This is a genomic window from Brevundimonas sp. AJA228-03, from assembly GCF_017795885.1.
Lineage (GTDB): Bacteria > Pseudomonadota > Alphaproteobacteria > Caulobacterales > Caulobacteraceae > Brevundimonas.
The window spans coordinates 2,712,311-2,729,998 of the sequence record NZ_CP059297.1; the positions used below are offsets into that span (position 1 = coordinate 2,712,311).

Annotated in this window: 15 protein-coding genes; 7 read left to right on the plus strand and 8 right to left on the minus strand. The window is 66.2% G+C overall.

Annotation, left to right across the window (positions count from 1 at the left end; translation table 11 throughout):
• Window positions 1–18: 18 nt before the first annotated feature.
• Complete coding sequence (locus HZ989_RS13600) at window positions 19–918, plus strand: LysR family transcriptional regulator (RefSeq protein WP_209321336.1); 900 nt, start codon at window positions 19–21, stop codon at window positions 916–918.
• Between the two features lie 493 nt (window positions 919–1,411).
• Complete coding sequence (gene recA, locus HZ989_RS13605) at window positions 1,412–2,494, plus strand: recombinase RecA (protein WP_209321337.1); 1,083 nt, start codon at window positions 1,412–1,414, stop codon at window positions 2,492–2,494.
• A 200-nt stretch (window positions 2,495–2,694) separates the two neighbouring features.
• Here the strand turns inward: recA and HZ989_RS13610 are convergent, their stop codons facing one another.
• A complete protein-coding gene (locus HZ989_RS13610; protein WP_209321338.1) occupies window positions 2,695–3,045 on the minus strand; it encodes a thiol-disulfide oxidoreductase DCC family protein in 351 nt (116 codons plus the stop codon).
• A gap of 131 nt (window positions 3,046–3,176) precedes the next feature.
• Between HZ989_RS13610 and HZ989_RS13615 the strand changes: the two genes are divergently transcribed.
• The 4 genes from HZ989_RS13615 to HZ989_RS13630 all read left to right on the plus strand — a co-directional run bounded on the left by HZ989_RS13615 (window position 3,177) and on the right by HZ989_RS13630 (window position 9,359).
• Complete coding sequence (locus tag HZ989_RS13615; RefSeq protein ID WP_209321339.1) at window positions 3,177–3,365, plus strand: hypothetical protein; 189 nt, start codon at window positions 3,177–3,179, stop codon at window positions 3,363–3,365.
• Between the two features lie 45 nt (window positions 3,366–3,410).
• On the plus strand, window positions 3,411–4,529 hold the full coding sequence (locus HZ989_RS13620) for a DUF4268 domain-containing protein (protein WP_209321340.1): 1,119 nt from the start codon (window positions 3,411–3,413) through the stop codon (window positions 4,527–4,529).
• Window positions 4,530–4,627: 98 nt separating this feature from the next.
• On the plus strand, window positions 4,628–7,285 hold the full coding sequence (gene alaS / locus HZ989_RS13625; RefSeq protein WP_209321341.1) for an alanine--tRNA ligase: 2,658 nt from the start codon (window positions 4,628–4,630) through the stop codon (window positions 7,283–7,285).
• 274 nt (window positions 7,286–7,559) lie between these two features.
• A complete protein-coding gene (locus HZ989_RS13630) occupies window positions 7,560–9,359 on the plus strand; it encodes a DUF885 family protein (protein WP_209321342.1) in 1,800 nt (599 codons plus the stop codon).
• Between the two features lie 6 nt (window positions 9,360–9,365).
• Here HZ989_RS13630 and HZ989_RS13635 read toward each other — a convergent pair whose 3' ends face one another.
• From HZ989_RS13635 to HZ989_RS13665, 7 genes are all read right to left on the minus strand, one after another.
• Window positions 9,366–9,911: a DUF2939 domain-containing protein gene (locus tag HZ989_RS13635; RefSeq protein WP_209321343.1), complete on the minus strand. Its 546-nt coding sequence runs from the start codon at window positions 9,909–9,911 to the stop codon at window positions 9,366–9,368.
• On the minus strand, window positions 9,908–10,492 hold the full coding sequence (locus tag HZ989_RS13640; RefSeq protein WP_209321344.1) for a DUF2939 domain-containing protein: 585 nt from the start codon (window positions 10,490–10,492) through the stop codon (window positions 9,908–9,910). The genes HZ989_RS13635 and HZ989_RS13640 overlap by 4 nt, the downstream gene beginning before the upstream one ends.
• Before the next feature lie 175 nt (window positions 10,493–10,667).
• Window positions 10,668–11,888, minus strand: coding sequence for an NADP-dependent isocitrate dehydrogenase (locus HZ989_RS13645; RefSeq protein WP_209321345.1), 1,221 nt, complete (start codon window positions 11,886–11,888; stop codon window positions 10,668–10,670).
• 81 nt (window positions 11,889–11,969) lie between these two features.
• Window positions 11,970–14,444: a TonB-dependent receptor gene (locus HZ989_RS13650; protein WP_209321346.1), complete on the minus strand. Its 2,475-nt coding sequence runs from the start codon at window positions 14,442–14,444 to the stop codon at window positions 11,970–11,972.
• Window positions 14,431–15,387, minus strand: a complete 957-nt coding sequence (locus tag HZ989_RS13655) for a FecR domain-containing protein (protein ID WP_209321347.1) — start codon at window positions 15,385–15,387, stop codon at window positions 14,431–14,433. The genes HZ989_RS13650 and HZ989_RS13655 overlap by 14 nt, the downstream gene beginning before the upstream one ends.
• Window positions 15,388–15,484: 97 nt before the next feature.
• Window positions 15,485–16,009: an RNA polymerase sigma factor gene (locus HZ989_RS13660; protein WP_245162377.1), complete on the minus strand. Its 525-nt coding sequence runs from the start codon at window positions 16,007–16,009 to the stop codon at window positions 15,485–15,487.
• A 202-nt stretch (window positions 16,010–16,211) separates the two neighbouring features.
• Window positions 16,212–17,195 (minus strand): NAD-dependent epimerase/dehydratase family protein, encoded by a 984-nt coding sequence (locus tag HZ989_RS13665; RefSeq protein ID WP_209321349.1) that lies wholly within the window; start codon window positions 17,193–17,195, stop codon window positions 16,212–16,214.
• Between the two features lie 252 nt (window positions 17,196–17,447).
• On the opposite strand from HZ989_RS13665, the gene HZ989_RS13670 reads away from it, so the two are divergent.
• Window positions 17,448–17,660 carry a DUF2945 domain-containing protein gene (locus HZ989_RS13670; RefSeq protein ID WP_209321350.1) on the plus strand — a complete coding sequence of 71 codons (213 nt, stop codon included), beginning with the start codon at window positions 17,448–17,450 and terminating at the stop codon, window positions 17,658–17,660.
• The last annotated feature ends 28 nt before the right edge of the window (window positions 17,661–17,688 follow it).

Here is a 17,688-nt window from a genome sequence, read left to right on the forward strand (position 1 = left end):
TAGTGGTTCGTTTTCCTTATGGCTGTCGAAGCGTCCCAGATCGCCAACCTGCTGGCGATCGCCCGCCATGGCTCCTTCACCCGCGCCGCAGCGGAAAAGGGCATGTCCCAGCCCGCCCTGTCGAACAGCATCGCCCTGCTTGAGCAAAGGCTGGGCGTGCAGGTGCTGGAAAGAAGTCGACGCGGATCAACCCTGACAGCCTTCGGCGAGATCCTCGTTCGTCGCGCCGAGGGCGTGCAATCGCTGCTGTCAGACGCCGAGGCCGAGGTTCGCAGTCACGCTCTGGGCATATCGGGCCCCCTGAGAATCGGGGCCACGCCCAGCGTGCTGGCAAGCCTTCTGCCCAATGCGCTCCGGCTTCTGGACAACGGCCAGACGCCGCTGGATCTCGAGATTGTCGATGGTCTGGACGGCCGGCTGGTGCCGATGCTGAGGTCCGGGAAGATCGACATCATCGTCGGCCCTGTCGACGAGATGCTCGGCGGCACGGATGACGTCGTCGAAGCGGTTCTGTTCGATGACCCCTTCTGGTTGGCCGCTGGCCCGGCCAGCCCGTTTTATGACGCGAAATCCCTGTCGCTCGGCCAACTGGCGGACGCGCCCTGGGCCTTGCCGCGGGAAGGAAGCACCTATCGGCACCACGTCGAAGCTCTGTTCATGACCTCGGGCGTCGCCTGGCCCAGGGACTGCATTCTCGTGAACGCCCTGCCCTTGCTCGAAAGTCTCGTCACGCATACGTCGCGCATCACCCTGGTGTCTCGCGCCCAGCTGACCCGACCGCCTCAGCCCTTCCGCGTGATCACCTTGCAAGGGGCCGGCGGACGCCGCATTGGATACAAGCTCCGCCGAGGCGGCCGTCCGGGCCCCCTGACGCAACAGTTCATCGAGGCGCTGAGAGCGTCAGCCTCTGAGTTGTGACCCTGTTTCGGCGGAACTCGCCCCTGCCCCGAGCCGCCATCTATGCGCCGAGATACCGCTCCTGGCGGCGACGGCCCCTAAGGTCAGTAAATGATCATCAGCGACGTGCCGCGACCTATGGATATCCGCGCCTTGGTGCGGACCTCCTGAACAACCGCCATGAGTCAGACTCTGCGGTTTGAGCCTTCCGACGCAAATGTCTCGAATGGGTCGAAAGCAGCCCTTGGCTTCAGGTCCGAAAGCGGTCGCTGCGGCCATGACAGCAGGAGGACCAATCGAACCCCGGCACATGGCGAGCCAAGGGGAGTGCCCGGAGTGCGGCTCTTCAGGCCGGTGGTTCTATCCCGGCGCTCCAGAAAAAAGAACATATTGGCAACGGGAACAAAACATGCACATAGTCCGGCTCACAAGGGAGCGGGTCACGGTCATTGGATCGAAGGCGGGCCTCTCCTCCAGGGCTTAAACGGGAATCATGGCAAGGGAGAGTGGCAAGGTGGCATCGCAGGCAGCATTGAAATTGGTGGGCAAGGAAGACGGCGACAAGCAGCGCGCGCTGGAGGCGGCGATCGCACAGATCGATCGGGCCTTTGGCAAGGGCTCGGTCATGAAGCTGGGCAAGGGCGGGGTCGCCGACGTGATCCCCTCGGTGTCCACCGGCTCGCTGGGTCTGGACATGGCGCTCGGCATCGGCGGCCTGCCGCGCGGACGGGTGATCGAGGTGTTCGGTCCCGAATCCTCGGGCAAGACGACCCTGGCCCTGCACACCGTGGCCGAGATCCAGAAGTCGGGCGGCACGGCCGCCTTCGTCGACGCCGAACACGCGCTCGACCCCGGCTATGCCCAGAAGCTGGGCGTCAACCTCGACGACCTGCTGGTCTCCCAGCCCGACACGGGCGAACAGGCGCTGGAGATCGTCGACACCCTGGTGCGGTCGGGAGCCGTGGACATCGTGGTCGTCGATTCCGTCGCCGCCCTGACGCCCCGCGCCGAGATCGAGGGCGAGATGGGCGACAGCCTGCCGGGTCTTCAGGCCCGTCTGATGTCGCAGGCCCTGCGCAAGCTGACCGCCTCCATTTCCAAGTCCAACTGCATCGTCCTGTTCATCAACCAGATCCGGCACAAGATCGGCGTGATGTACGGCTCGCCGGAGACGACGACCGGCGGCAATGCGCTGAAGTTCTACGCCTCGGTGCGTCTCGACATCCGCCGCACCGGCGCGATCAAGGACCGCGACGAGGTCGTGGGCAACACCACCCGGGTCAAGGTCGTCAAGAACAAGGTCGCCCCGCCGTTCCGCGAGGTCATCTTCGACATCATGTACGGCGAGGGCATCTCCAAACTGGGCGAGATCATCGATCTGGGCGTCAAGGCCGGGATCATCGAGAAGTCCGGCTCCTGGTTCTCCTATGACTCGACCCGCATCGGTCAGGGCCGCGAGAACGTCCGTGCCTTCCTCAAGGCCAACCCCGACATGGCCGACGCGATCGAGCAGAAGGTGCGCAGGTCCACCGACAAGATCGCCGACGAATTGCTGGGCACGCCCGAGCCCGACGAAGGCCAGGACCTCGAGGGCTGATCCTTCGAAGTGCACAAAGTACAGGAAGTACACTGCGTTTCGAGGGTGCACTTCCCGGTCATCCCTCCCCCTCGATGGAGGATGATCGAGACACTCCGTCCGGCTGGTCCCTGCGACCCGCCGCCGACCCCCGCCGGGATCGGGCCGGACGGAGCCAGGCCGTCCGGTGAAAGCCGGACGGCCTTCTTTTCGATCGGCGTTCAGGTCCCGCGCAGGGCGCGCTGCAGCCAGGGCCGGACCTTGAGAAAGGCCAGGTACAGGCGCTCCATGAGCGTCAGCACGACGCCATTCCGCGCCAGCTGCCCCAACGGAGCCAGCATCGGGATCGCACGCCACATGGCCGCGAACGCCTCGGCCCCCGACACCATCCGCCCGTCCTCGCGCGCATGGAACCGGGCCAGCAGTTCGGCGCGGTTGATCGGGCAAACGCCCTGGCCGGTCGCCACATCGGTGAAGACGATGGCCCCCCGCCGGTCCAGTCGCCGCATCAGATTGATCTCCCGCCGACACAGCGGACAATCCCCGTCGTACCAGACTTCCAGACTTGCCATGGTCTCACCCTAGCCCGTCCGACGATGGCCGTCCCGCGCCGGGATGCCGCGCACCGTCGATCCGCCCCGCTCACGCCCCCTTCGCGGGCGTCATGCCTTGCATCGCTCCCTCTCCCGCACGGAGTCCCGCCATGGCCGAAGACGACATCCAGACCCTGACCCGGTTCAACCAGGCCGAGACCGACGACGGCTATCTGCTCGAGATCGGCGGCAGCGACAGCGGTCTGCTCCGCGTGGCCGCCAGCCCCGGGCAGATCGAGGCCATCCTCGAAGCCCTCGACGCCCTCCTGTCCGACGAGGATGACGTCGTTGAGGGCTAATCAATATTCTGGCGTACTATTCAAAAGCGCTGATAGGGTTGCAAGATGTACAGGATCGATCGGGCGGCCAACAGCATCCAACCCCTCCGGGCCGTTTCGTTTAAGGAACTGGGATTTCGGGAGCGCGCGCATCTTCAGGAGTGGATTGCACGCGAACCCTCCGCGCTCGGCGAAGACCTGCTAGTAATCCAAAAAGAGTTCGCCGGATTCTCCGACACGAGCGAGCGCCTCGACCTTCTTGCCCTCGACAAGCAAGGCTCTTTGGTGATCATCGAAAACAAGCTGGACGATACCGGTCGCGACGTAACGTGGCAGGCCCTGAAATACGCCTCCTATTGCGCCGCAATGACCAAGGAGGAAATTCGCAATATCTTCCAGGATTACCTTCAGCGCTCCGGTGAGGGTCTTTCGGCCGAAGAGGCTTTGTGCGCCTTCTACGACGAAGACTACGATGACCTGATCTTGAACAAGGGCGTAAGCCAGCGAATCATTCTGGTAGCCGCAAACTTTCGCAAAGAAGTCACCTCCACTGTCCTGTGGCTCAGCAACTTTCGTGTTCGCATTCAGTGCTTCCGAGCGAACCCTTTCACCATGGGGGACGATTTGTTCCTGACAATCGACCAAATCATACCCACGAAAGACACTGAAGAGTTCACCATCGGACTGGCAGACAAGGCCAAGGATGAGATCGAAGGCTTGCAAAAGGAAGCTCGTCGCCACCCAATTCGACGTAAGTTTTGGACCGAGCTTATCCCTTTAATGAATGCAAGCGGCTCTAGCCTTTTTCAGTCCATTTCTCCCGGAAGATTCAGTTGGATCAGTGCAGGGTCAGGCGTCGGGGGGGTCGGCTTCAACTTTGGAGCCACGCAAACTTATGGACGAGCTGAAATCTATATCGACCGGGGGGACAAGGATCAAAACGAGGCGCTCTTCGATCGGCTGCATAACGACCGCCAGGCAATAGAAGACGAAATCGGAGAGCCATTGGTCTGGGAACGCCTGGACACCAAGCGCGCCTGCCGAATCAAGCTGGAGCGACAGGCCGATATCTTCGACGCCGACCAATGGCCTGTTATCATGCCCTTTATGGTCAGCGCCATGAACCGTATCGAGAAAGCATTCAGTCCAAGACTCGCGGCGGCCAAGCGCCAAACGGCAGATTAGGAAGACGGCTACGCGCGACCGCCTGCAGGGTGCGTTCTTTGCTAAAGCCCTATATGAGGCCCCTTCCCGTTCGCCGCTCGCCTGAAGACTGAATCGCCATGTCCAGCCTGAAACAGATCCGTTCGACCTTCCTCGACTTCTTCGCAGCCGACGGACACGCCCGGGTCCACTCCGCCCCGCTGGTGCCGCAGAACGATCCGACGCTGATGTTCGTCAATGCGGGCATGGTGCCGTTCAAGGACTATTTCACCGGCGCGGCGACCCCGCCCTGGCCGCGCGCGACCTCTTCACAGAAATGCGTCCGCGCCGGCGGCAAGCACAACGACCTGGACAACGTCGGCTATACGGCGCGCCACCTGACCTTTTTCGAGATGCTGGGGAATTTCTCCTTTGGCGACTATTTCAAGGAACACGCCATCGAACAGGCGTGGAAACTGGTCACTCAGGGATATGGCCTCGACGCGAAACGCCTGCTGGTCACCGTCTATATCGACGACGACGAGGCCGCCGCGATCTGGAAGAAGGTCACCGGCTTTTCCGACGACCGGATCATCCGCATCGCCGGCTCCGACAACTTCTGGGCCATGGGCGATTCCGGTCCCTGCGGTCCCTGCACCGAGATCTTCTGGGACTACGGCGACCATGTCGCGGGTGGCCCTCCCGGTTCGCCGGACGAGGATGGCGACCGCTATGTCGAGATCTGGAACAACGTCTTCATGCAGTTCGAGAAGGAGAACGACGAGATCGTTCGCAGCCTTCCCAAGCCCAGCGTCGACACCGGCATGGGGCTGGAGCGGATGACCAGCGTGCTGCAGGGCAAGAACTCGGTGTTCGACACCGACCTGTTCCAGACCCTGATCGCCGCCTCCGAGGACGCCACCTCGACCAGGGCCGAGGGTGACCGCGCCGCCAGTCACCGCGTCATCGCCGACCACCTGCGGTCGTCGTCCTTCCTGATCGCCGACGGGGTCACCCCGTCGAACGAGGGGCGCGGCTATGTCCTGCGCCGCATCATGCGGCGCGCCATGCGTCACGCCCACCTGCTGGGGGCCGCCGATCCGCTGATGCACCGTCTGGTCCCGACGCTGGTCGGCGAAATGGGCGAGGCCTATCCCGAACTGGCCCGCGCCCAGGCGAGCATCGAGGACACGCTGAAACAGGAGGAAATCCGCTTCCGCACCACCCTGGGGCGCGGCATGGGCCTGCTGGAGGACGCCACGGCGGACCTGGCCGAAGGCGGCGTCATCCCCGGCCGCACCGCCTTTACCCTCTACGACACCTATGGCTTCCCGCTGGACCTGACCCAGGACGAGGCGCGCCGTCGCGGCTTCACCGTCGACACCGAGGCCTTCGACGCGGCCATGGAAGAGCAGAAGAGCCGCGGCAAGGCCAACTGGAAGGGCTCGGGCCAGACCGCCTCGACCGGCGAATGGCTGGCGCTGAAGGACCGTCTGGGACCGACCGTCTTCACCGGCTACGACGCCGTCGACGGCTCGGGCGAGGTGCTGGCGATCCTGAAGGACGGCACCGCCGCCGACAGCGTCGAACCCGGCGAAACCGCAGAGGTCCTGTTCGACCAGACCCCCTTCTATGGCGAAGGCGGCGGCCAGGCCGGCGATCGCGGCGAGATCGAATGGTCGGGGGGCAGCGCCCGCGTCCTCGATGTCCAGAAGCCGACCGGCGACCTCCATGCCCATACGATCGAGGTCACCGCGGGCACGCTCGCCATCGGCACCCGCGCCCAGCTGCGCGCCGCCCCCGACGCGCGCCTGACCACCCGCGCCAACCACTCCGCCGCCCACCTGGTCCATGCGGCGCTGAAGAATGTGCTGGGCCCCCACGTCGCCCAGAAGGGCCAGCTGGTCGATGCCGAGCGCATGCGCTTCGACTTCAGCCACAACGCCCCCCTGACCGAGGACGAACTGGCCCGGATCGAGACCGAGGTGAACGCGGTCATCCGCCAGAACCTGCCCGCCGAAACCAAGCTGATGGGCCCGCAGGACGCCATCGAGGCCGGCGCCGTCGCCCTGTTCGGAGAGAAATACGGCGACGAGGTCCGCGTCCTGACCCTGGGTCGCAGCCTGACCGGCGACACGCCCTATTCCGTCGAACTGTGCGGCGGCACCCATGTGGCCCGCACCGGCGACATCGGCCTGTTCAGGATCACGTCAGAGACCGGCATCGCCGCCGGCATCCGCCGCGTCGAGGCCCTGACCGGCGAGGCCGCGCGCCAGTTCCTGCTGGCCCAGGCCGGCGTGGCCAGATCCCTGGCCCAGACCTTCAAGGTCCAGCCCCTGGACGTCCCCGCCCGCGTCGAGGCCCTGTCGACCGAACGCAAGACGCTGGAGAAACAGGTCGCCGAGCTGAAGAAGCAGCTGGCCCTGGGTGGCGGCGGTTCGGCCCCGGCCGCCCCGGAAGAGATCAACGGCATAAAACTGATCGCCCGCATCCTCGACGGCGTCGACGGCAAGGGTCTGCGCGGCGTGGCCGAGGATTTCAGGAAACAGGTCGGCTCCGGCGTCATCGCCCTGATCGGCGTCACCGACGGCAAGGCGGCCGTCACCGTGGCCGCGACCTCGGACATCACCGCCAATGAGGGGGGCCGGATCAACGCCGCCGACCTCGCCCGCGCCGCTGTCCTCGCCATGGGCGGCCAGGGCGCCGGCGGCAAGGCCGACTTCGCCCAGGGCGGCGCCCCGGACGGCTCCATGGCCGAAGCCGGTCTGGCCGCAGTCAGGGCGGCGCTGGCGGGATAAGGCGTCTCCTTCTCCCCTTGCGGGAGAAGGTGCCCCGGAGGGGCGGATGAGGGGTACGAAGAGGCAGGCGAGCTGACCGGAATGATCGCCTATGGGCCGGACCGGGTTTCACCCCTCATCCGTCCTCCCCCGGGTCGAGCCCGGGGTCGGCCACCTTCTCCCGCAAGGGGAGAAGGACTGTTGGGCCGTGACGCTGCGGGCAAGGACGGGGAGGCGACGGGATTGACGCCGCGTCGGTGTTCGGTCCCCATGCCGCCCTCGTTTGGGGGACACCATGAAGATCATCGCCGCAGGCCTTGCCGCCCTTCTGTTGACCTCGACGGCCCTGCCCGCTGTGGCCCAGACCGCGTCCGCCGAGGTCGCGACGCCGAGCCCCGACCCAGCGCTGGCGGCCCTGCTTGCGGACTATGAGGCCTTCCTGAAGGCCAACGACCCCATCTCCGCCGGGCAGGAGGGCGACCTTGCCGCCAAGGCCCGGCTGCCCGACCTCTCCCGCGCCGCCGAGGTCGCGCGTCAGGGGCCGCTGGAGGCCTTCCTCGCCCGGGCGAGCGCCCTTCCGACCGACGGTCTGTCGTCGGAAGACCGGCTGAACCGCGACTTCCTGATCTGGGTCCTGAACCGCTCGATCGAGGCGATCGGGTTCGATTCCGGACGCCTGGCCTTCGATTCCGAGGGCGGCCCCGGCCAGACCGCGAACTATCTGGCCTCGGTGACGCGGATCAGCAGCGCTGAGGATGCCGAGGCCTGGTTGGCGCGGCTGGGCGGCCTGCCGACCCTCTATGACGATGCCCTGGCCAATGCGCGACGGGGGCTGGAGACCGGCTTCACCCAGCCGACCTCGGTGGTCGAAAGCTTTCTGGTCTCGCTGAGGAACGAGGTCGCCTTCACGCCCGAAACCGACCCGTTGCTGCGGCCGTTCGCCAGCCTGCCGGCCTCGATCCCGACGCTGGAACAGGAGGATTTCCGGGCCCGCGCCATGGCCATCGTCGGCGACCGGATCGCGCCGCGCCGTCGCCTCTGGCTGGCCTTCGTCCAGGACGAATACCTGCCGGCGGCCCGGCCCGAGGTCGGCATCGGCTCGCGGCCCGGCGGACGCGCGTATTACGCCTTCCAGGCCCGCAGCTATACGACCACCGACCTGACCCCGGACCAGATCCACCAGATCGGCCTGGACGAGGTCGCCCGCATCCGCGCCCGCATGGACGGGGAAATGCGGGCCTCCGGCTGGACCGGCGACTTCGCCGGCTTCCTGAACCACCTGCGGACCGACCCGCGCTTCTATGCGACGTCGCGCGAGGACATGCTGGAGAAGGCCTCGGAGATGGCCAAAAGGGCCGACGGTGGCCTGCCGGCCCTGTTCCGGACCCTGCCGCGCCTGACCTACAATGTCCGGCCCGTGCCGCTGGACATCGAGGACACCTATACGACCGGGCGTTACAACGGCGGCTCGCTCGCCGACGGCGTACCGGGCGGCTACATCGTCAATACCGGCAAGCTGGACCAGAGACCGCTGTACGAGCTCCCGGCCCTGACCCTGCACGAGGCGGTTCCCGGCCACCATCTGCAGATCGCCCTGCAGCAGGAGGCAGCCCAGGGCCCCTATTTCCGCCGGAACGTCGACGTCACCGCCTTCACCGAGGGCTGGGGCCTGTATTCGGAGTTCCTCGGCGAGGAGATGGGCTTCTATCGCACGCCGGAAGAACGGTTCGGACGGCTGTCCTACGAGATGTGGCGGGCCTGCCGGCTGGTGGCCGACACCGGGATGCACTGGATGGGCTGGACGACGGAACAGGCGCGGGCCTGTTTCACCGACAACTCGGCCCTGGCCCCCCACAACATCGAGACCGAGCTGCAACGCTACATCGGCTGGCCGGGTCAGGCCCTGGCCTACAAGATCGGCGAGATCCGGCTGCGGGCCATCCGCACCCGGGCGGAACAGGCCCTGGGCGAGCGGTTCAATGTGCGCGATTTCCACGATGCGCTGCTGGTCGACGGGCCCCTGCCGCTGGACCTGCTGGATCGGCGCATGGAGGCGTGGATCGAGGCGCAGACCGCGTCATCGATCCGGCCCTGAACGGGATCAACCGGCCGGCAGGTCGATGCCCGTCAGCTTCCAGTCGAACAGGCCCTGACGCGTCAGCAGCAGCTTCAGCGTCTGGTTCGGCCGCTCCACATTCGTCAGCCGGACGGCGAGGGTGTTGATGTCCCGATAGCCATAGGTCTGGCGGATGTCGGATCCATCGTCCCCGGCCGCAGGTGCCCCGGGGTCACGATCCGTGGGATCGGGCACCCTCGCCGTTCGGACGATGGCCGCGACCATCGGCGCATTGACCAGGGCATCCACCGCCCCGCCGACCAGCATCGGCCCCAGGATCATGCCCAGACCGCCCAGGCCGCTGTCGCGGACACGCGGATCGGCCTGGGCCCTGGCCATCAGGTGGGCCGTCAGTTCGTCCTTCAGGCTGTCTCGGAACCGGGGGAAGTCGACCAGCCGTTCCAGCGCCGCCTCGTCACCGGCTTCGGCCGCAGCCACCAGGGCGCGGACGGTCAGGATGGGCGAACCGAAATAGGCGACCAGAAAGCCGAGGATCGCCAGGCCGATCAGCCCCTTGAACAGGCCCTTCATCGCTTCGTCTCCGGCGTCGCCGTGGGGGTGGGGGTCGTGGGCGGGGTGGAACCGTCGGGCAGGCCGATGTGGACCAGCTTCCATTCATACGGCCCCTTGCGCTCGAAGGTGAAGACGGTGTCGGACCCGCCCTCGTCCGTCACCGCCAACCGGGCGCGGTTGACGCCCCAGTAGGTAGGATGGGGCCAGGGCGCGGCGGCGGCATCCGTGCCCGGCGCGGGCGTGCGGACGGCGGCATGGCGTCCCTCGCCCCGCGTCAGGCCGTCGAGGGCGTCAGGGGTCAGCCAGGCGTCAGGGTCGGGGCGCTGCGGCGCGACCGTCTCCTCGAACTGGCGACGGACGGCCCCGATCGGGTCGTTCATGAACGACGGCGGCGGGGTCAGGGCCTCGGGGCGGTTCGACAGCTGGGGGCGCAGCGAAGCCCGCACCGCGTCGAAATCCACCAGCCGCTGCAGCCCGGCGACATCGTCCGACTGCGCCGCCGAGCGTATGCCGAAGAACACCACGGCCGGCGCCGCGAAGAATGACGCCACCGCCAGCGCGATGGCGATCAGCACCAGCCTGCCCAGAATAGTCTTCACGCGGTGGTCTCCCCTCCTCCGGTGTCCCGGCCATCAATGCACGAGGATAACGAAGGGTCCAAGGCGGAAGCGCATGGCCGGATACAACAGGGGCCCACTGTCACCCGCGAGCCCCGCTGCGGTCAGCCTGGCCTGCGCCCAGGCCGCGAGCCGTCGCGCGGCGAGGGATCGCGCCCTAACCCAGGTCGGGCAGGGCGGCCTTCAGATTCTCGGCCACCTTGTCGAGGAAGCCCTCGGTGGTCAGCCAGCCCTGCTGGTCGCCGACCAGAAGCGCCAGATCCTTGGTCATGAAACCGGCCTCGACCGTCTCGACCACGACACGTTCCAGCGTCTCGGCGAAGGTGGCCAGTTCGACATTGTCGTCCAGCTTGGCCCGGTGGGCAAAGCCCCGCGTCCAGGCATAGATCGAGGCGATGGAGTTGGTCGAGGTCGCCTCGCCCTTCTGGTGCTGGCGATAGTGACGGGTCACGGTGCCGTGGGCGGCCTCGGATTCCAGCACCTTGCCGTCTGGCGTCAGCAGGACCGACGTCATCAGGCCCAGCGAGCCGAAGCCCTGGGCCACGATGTCGGACTGGACGTCGCCGTCGTAGTTCTTGCAGGCCCAGACGAAGCCGCCTGACCATTTGATGGCTGCGGCCACCATGTCGTCGATCAGACGGTGCTCATAGGTCAGGCCCCTGGCCTTGAACTCGGCGGCGTAGTGCTGGTCAAATACGGCCTGGAAGATATCCTTGAAGCGCCCGTCATAGGCTTTCAGGATGGTGTTCTTGGTCGACAGATAGACCGGATAGTTCCGCTGCAGGCCGAAAGCGAAGCTGGCGTGGGCGAAATCGGTGATCGAGTCGTCGAGGTTGTACATGCCCATGGCCACACCGGCCGAGGGGAAGTCGAACACCTCGTAGTTCAGCTCCTGGCCGTCGCTGCCGACCCATTTCATGGTCAGCTTGCCGGGACCGGGGACCAGGAAGTCCGTGGCCTTGTACTGGTCGCCGAAGGCATGGCGGCCGACGACGATCGGCTGGGTCCAGCCGGGCACCAGACGCGGCACATTCGAGCAAATGATCGGCTCGCGGAAGACCACGCCGCCCAGGATGTTGCGGATCGTGCCGTTGGGCGACTTCCACATCTTCTTCAGGCCGAACTCCGCCACGCGGGCCTCGTCCGGGGTGATGGTGGCGCATTTCACGCCGACGCCGTGCTTCTGGATCGCATGGGCGGCATCGATCGTCACCTGGTCGTCGGTGGCGTCGCGGTTCTCCATCGACAGGTCATAGTAGTCCAGTTTCAGGTCGACGAACGGGAAGACCAGCTTGTCCTTGATCCACTGCCAGATGATGCGGGTCATCTCGTCGCCGTCGATGTCGACGATGGGATTGGCGACCTGGATCTTGGCCATGGGGCGGTCCTTGCGTGCTGGATATTCAGGGGGTGGCGGGCGGTATAGCGACGCCGGAGCCGGGAGGCAAAGGCGAAGCGCCTACCTTCTGAACGTCAGGGTCAGACCCCCGGTGATCGGCCGCAGCGGCGTGCTGGCCAACGCCTCCGGCAGGCGGAACGGGTCGCCGTAGGACAGGGTATCGGCTTCGGTATCGAAGGGGTTGTCGATGAAGGCGGTGGCCGACCACTGAGGCGCCTCCACACCGATCGACGCACGTCCGGTGACGTATTCGCCCATACGATAGCGTTTCGCTGCATCGAAGGTCAGCCGCGACTCGCCGACATAGGCCACGGTTGCCTGGCCGATCAGGTTCAGGCCGCGACCGATCGGACGGCGATAATCGGCGGAGATGTTGGCCGAGCGTCCCGGCACGCCGGGAAGGCCGGCGTTGAGGCGAGAGTTGAAGCCGGGGCTCGGGCTCGTGACCTCCGGGTGGGCCAGAAGCCCGTTGGCACGGATTTGAAGGTCTTCCGTCGCCTGCCAGTTGACCTCGATTTCCAGACCGGCGTTCCGTCCGTCACCGACATTGACGGCATAGGACAGGCCGCTGGCCAGAAACTGATCGCTCTGCACATCACGCCAATCGGCGAAGAACACCGTCGCGCGCGTCTGAACCCGGCCGGCCCACAGCTGCACCTTGGCCCCCAGCTCATAGTTGGTCAGCACATCGGGCGCGTACCGGCGTGCGGGATTGCCAAGGCGTCCATTGAACGACTGCCCGGACGGACCCGCCGTGTTGAAGCCTCCGGATCGCCGGCCCTGACTGATCAGCCCGTAGAGGTTCAGCGCGTCGCTCGGCTGCCAGGACAGCGAGACCATGGGTGCCAGGCTCGTCGTCCTGTCGTCGCCGCTGAAGGGTCGGATCGCGCTGCGGTGGGCGACGCTGGACGTCACCCGCTGATCAAAGCTCGACAGGCGGGCACCGGTCGCCACGGTCCAGTCGGGCGTCAGGTCCAGGCTGACCTGGCCAAAGGCGGCGATCTCGCTGGTCCAATCGCGTCGAACCTCGCGATAGATCGTGGTCTCGACCGTCCGCAGCGCCTGCACCCGGCTGTCCGCGCGCATCGTCCCTCTGGAATAGAAGGCCCCGCCCGTCCAGCGCCACCGCCCCAGAGGTCGCGAGGCATAGCTGATGTCCACCACCGTCAGGTCCGTGTGCCGAAAATCATCCAGTGCGCCCAGGGTGGCGCTTGAGCCGAATGACCCAAGGGCGCTGGATGCATCGTACCGGCTCTTGAACCTGTGCCGGACCGAGGCGACGGTGACGTCGATCTGACCCCATTCGCTGCTCCCGCTGAGCCCGGCGTGGACCTCGTTGAAGGTATTGTGGTGCGGTTCCCGGACCAGGTTGGCCCGGGTCAGCCCGCCCAGGGTGCGATAGATGTAATGGGTATCCTCGGTCTTGATCGTCTGGCGAACGACGCCGAGATTGGCGGACCAGTCGTCCGACAGTCGGCGGATCAGGGACAATCGTCCACCCCGTCGCGCGCCATCGTTGACGCGGGGCGTGGCCAGGCTGATGTCGTCGATATAGCCTCCGAACCGCTCTTCATAGGCCACGCCCCTCAGCGCCAGATCGCCGCCGAACAGAGGCAGGTTGGCAATGACGGATTCGTCGCGGTTCTCGCCGCCCTGCCGTGTCCAGGACCGGCCGAGCGACACGCCCAGATCGGCGCGAAAGGGTTCCGGCCCGCGCGGCACGATCCGGACAACGCCGCCGATGGGACCCGTTCCGTAGAGCGTTCCCTGAGGTCCGCGCAGAACCTCGACCCGATCGACGTCGATCAGCTTCAGGTCGGGATCGGGCGCGCTGTAGGTCAGCGGAACACGGTCCAGATACAGGCCTACGGTCGAATGGGTCAGGCCGGTGAAGGTCCCGTCCGACATGCCCCGCAGCAGGATCTTGTTGCGCCCGGAGCCCAGGTTGGTGACCGTCATGCCCGGCACCAGGGCGTCGAGGCCGATCATGTCGGTGACGCCGGCAAGACGCAGGCGATCCTCGTCCACGGCACTGAGGCTGGTGGCCGAAACCTGGGCCCGGCCAATCCGGCGTTCGGCCGTGACGATCACGTCCGACAACTCGACCGTCTCTTCGACGGGCGGGGGCGGGGCCGACGGGGGCCGCGCGGGTCGGGACGGAGGGACCGGCACGGCGACCGGACTGGCCGTTGCGGTGCGCCGGACGAGAATGGCTCCGCTCGACGACAGGGTCCAGACGCAACCCGAACCCTGCAGGACCCGGGTCAGCGCCTGATCCAGCGTCATCGTCCCGCGCACGGTCGGGCTGGTGGAGCGGCATTGCGCAATGTCGCCACCCAGGGATCGGCGTGACTGCAGGGCCACCTGCAGCAGGGCCTCCTCGACCCTCTGACGCGGGATGTTGAAGGTCTGGGGGGCGGACGACAGGGATTGCGCCTGCGCCAGGGTCGGGCCTGCAACCGACAGGGTCAGGACAGCGGCGAAACCGAAAACCCGGGCAATCGGGCGTACTCCCCGGTGGTCAGTCCTGGCCACGCAGTGTCAGGCGGACCTCGGCCGAGGACCGGCTGATCCGGATCGGTAGAAGATCCTCCAGCTGCCTCGCCATCGTCGCCTCGTCCCCGACCTGCAGGACGCCGGTGAACATCACGCGTTTTGCAGGGTCACCGACAATAACAGGCTTGTCGAGATAACGCGACAGGTCGTCGGCGACGGTCGAAAGGGAGGCGTTTCGATAGATCAGCGTGCCCTGGGTCCAGGCGATCGCCTCGTCCGGCGACAGGCTGTAACGGACCGGTCGCGCCTGCCCCAGGCGTTCAAGGGCCTGGCCTGCCGCCAGCCGTGTACCGGCGTCGTCCGCGCCGGTGTCAACCGCGACGGCACCCCTCTGCACCGCCACGCGATAGCGGCCCTTGTGGTTCAGGACGTCAAAGGCGGTGCCGAGGACACGAACGGAGCGCTCTCCCGACACCACCACGAAAGGGCGATCCGGGCGATGGACGACGTCGAACGCGGCCTCGCCTTCGTCCAGGGTCACGGTGCGCTGCCCGGTGGTCATTTGTACCGACATGCGGCTGTGGCGATTGAGATGGACGCTGGACCCGTCCTTCAGCATCACGATCCGGTCCGTATCGGTCGTCACGAAGGACTGCGGCCGGGCGGACAGGTTGATCCAGAGGCCTGCCGCCAGGACCAGGGATGCCGCGAGTGCCAGAACCGGAACGAGTCGCCGCCTCGCCGATACGCGGCCCGCCGGGGACCGTCGGCGCGCGGCCGACACCGGCGCGACGATCCCGGGCGCTCCCGCCGCGTCCTCCAGATCCAGCCACAACCGTTGGACGGCGTCATACTGCCGAGCATGTTCGGGATCAGCTTCCAGCCAGTCCTGGAACGCCAGCCATTCGCCTTCGTCAGCGCCATCGTCGCGCAAGGCTGCGAACCAGCGGAGAGCCTGATCGTGGACGGAGGCGTCGGTCATGGCTGCCGGGGGCTGTTGAGACGACCGAATGGTGCTCGTCGATAGGACGTCGCCGATCGGTGGTGACCTCCACCAAACCTGAAAAATCCGTTCCGCTTCATGATCCGCGTACCCGCGAAAGCGCCCGCAAGGCTTGCATCATGTGTTTTTCAACCGAGCTGCGCGAGATGCCAAATTTTGCCGCCACCTCGGCGTAGCTGAGCCCGTCGAACTTGTGCATGCGAAAGATGCTCCGGGTCCGCTCGGGCAGGGTATCCAGCGTGTTCAGCAAGGTACGCAGGGTCTGGCGATCCATCGCTGCGGTCTCGGCGGATGGGCTGTCGGCCACGTCGTCTGCCCCGTCGGTGTGGTGGGCGACCTGTCGCCACGCCGTATCCCTGGCCTGCGACCGGCGGACCGACCTCGCGCGATCCAGCAACAGATTGGACGCCAGCCGGTAGAGAAAGGCCCGCGGCTCAGCGACCGCATAGTCGGGGTCGAGCGACACGATCTTCAGATACAGGTCCTGCAGCAGATCCTCGATGTCGCTGTCGCTGCCGAGGCGCGCGCGCAGGAACCGAGCCAGGGCGTCACGCTGTTCCAGATAGACAGGGATCAGGAAATGCACAGGCTCCGCGGCCAAGTCATTGGTTCCCCTGCGCACGGCCGTGGCCGGCGGATGCACCCGAAGGTGCCGACCATGCATTAATGGCCCTTGCGCATGGGGCAGGCAAGCGCAGGAAAGCCGATGCATTTCCGACACTACACGACCGCTTCGCTCGCATGCACGACGACCGGTGGAGGATGTTCCATGCCATGCCTGCCCCGGGCGACCGGGGCCGCGCTCAGGACCGGGTTCCGTTCCGGCCGTTCCATCCCTGCCACCACGCCACGAAGCGGGGCAGGCCCTCGGCGAGGTCGATCCTGGGCGCATAGCCGGTCAGGGCGTTCAGCTTGGTGATATCGGCATAGGTGGCGGTCACGTCGCCGGGCTGCATCGGCAGCATGATCTTGACGGCCTCTCGACCGAGGGCCCGTTCCAGCGTCGAAATCATGTCCATCAGCCCGACAGGCCGGGAGTCTCCGATGTTGTAGATCTCATGTCCACCAGCCGCCGGCGGATGGCTCAGAACGCCCAGCACGCCGTCCACGATATCGTCGATATAGGTGAAGTCGCGCGCCATCTGACCCTCGCCATAGACCTCGATCGGCTCGCCCCGCATGATCTTCTCGGTGAAGCCGAAATAGGCCATGTCGGGTCTGCCCATCGGTCCGTACACGGTAAAGAACCGCAATCCCGACTGGGGAAACCCGTAGAGCGTCGCATAGCTCTGGCTCAGCAGCTCGCACGAGCGTTTGGTGGCGGCATAGAGCGAGACCGGCGATACGGTCGGATCGTCTTCCCGAAATCCGGCTCCATCCAGCGGCCGGTCGCCATAGACGGAACTGGACGACGCATAGACCAGATGATCGACGCCGGCGTGTCGACAGGCCTCCAGGATCGAGAGATGGCCCGCCAGGTTCGATCGTTCATAGGCGAACGGATTGTCGATGGAATACCGGACACCGGCCTGGGCGGCGAGATGAACCACCTGTCTGACGCCGTGCCCGCCGATCAGATCGGCCATGGCCCGGGGTTCGGCGATGTCGGCCTCGACCATGCGGAACGCGGCACGCGATGCCAGATGGTCCGCCCGGAGCCGCTTCAGCTGCGGGTCGTAATAGGCATTGAAGTTGTCGACGCCGATCACGTCTTCGCCCAGATCCAGCAAACGCCGGGCGACGTGCATGCCGATGAAGCCTGCGGCACCCGTGACGACAACCGTCATCGATCTTTCCCTGTACTGGCAGACCCGAGCGATCTGGTCGTTGGGTGCCTAATCCCAAATCGCCGCCGGCGCGAGCCTGCAGCGCCATCGCGCGCGACGGCGTCAGGTCCTGCGCGTCCATGGACGCCGGTGCGATTGAGGTCGGTGAAGGCGACCGCAGGACCAACTGGTCCGATAGCCGAAGCTTCGGGAAGAATCCTCCGGATTGATGCGCGCCGTGCTGAAAAGCCACTCGAACGCGGGCAGCAGACCATGACGGACAGGACGTTCAAGGCGGGCGAGACCGTCGCCCGGGACCATGGCCAGGGGACGACCACAGGAAAGGGTGTGCACAAGCTGACCTCGCCCACGACGATCAGGTCGCACAAGGTTGCGGCGTCGAGGGATAAGCCCGAATATCCCGTCGAAGGCACCAGTACCGGTGCCAGGGCGGCGCACCGGCCGTCGGAACAGCGCAAGGCCTGACAAGACGTCTTGGCCTTGGTGGAGGGCA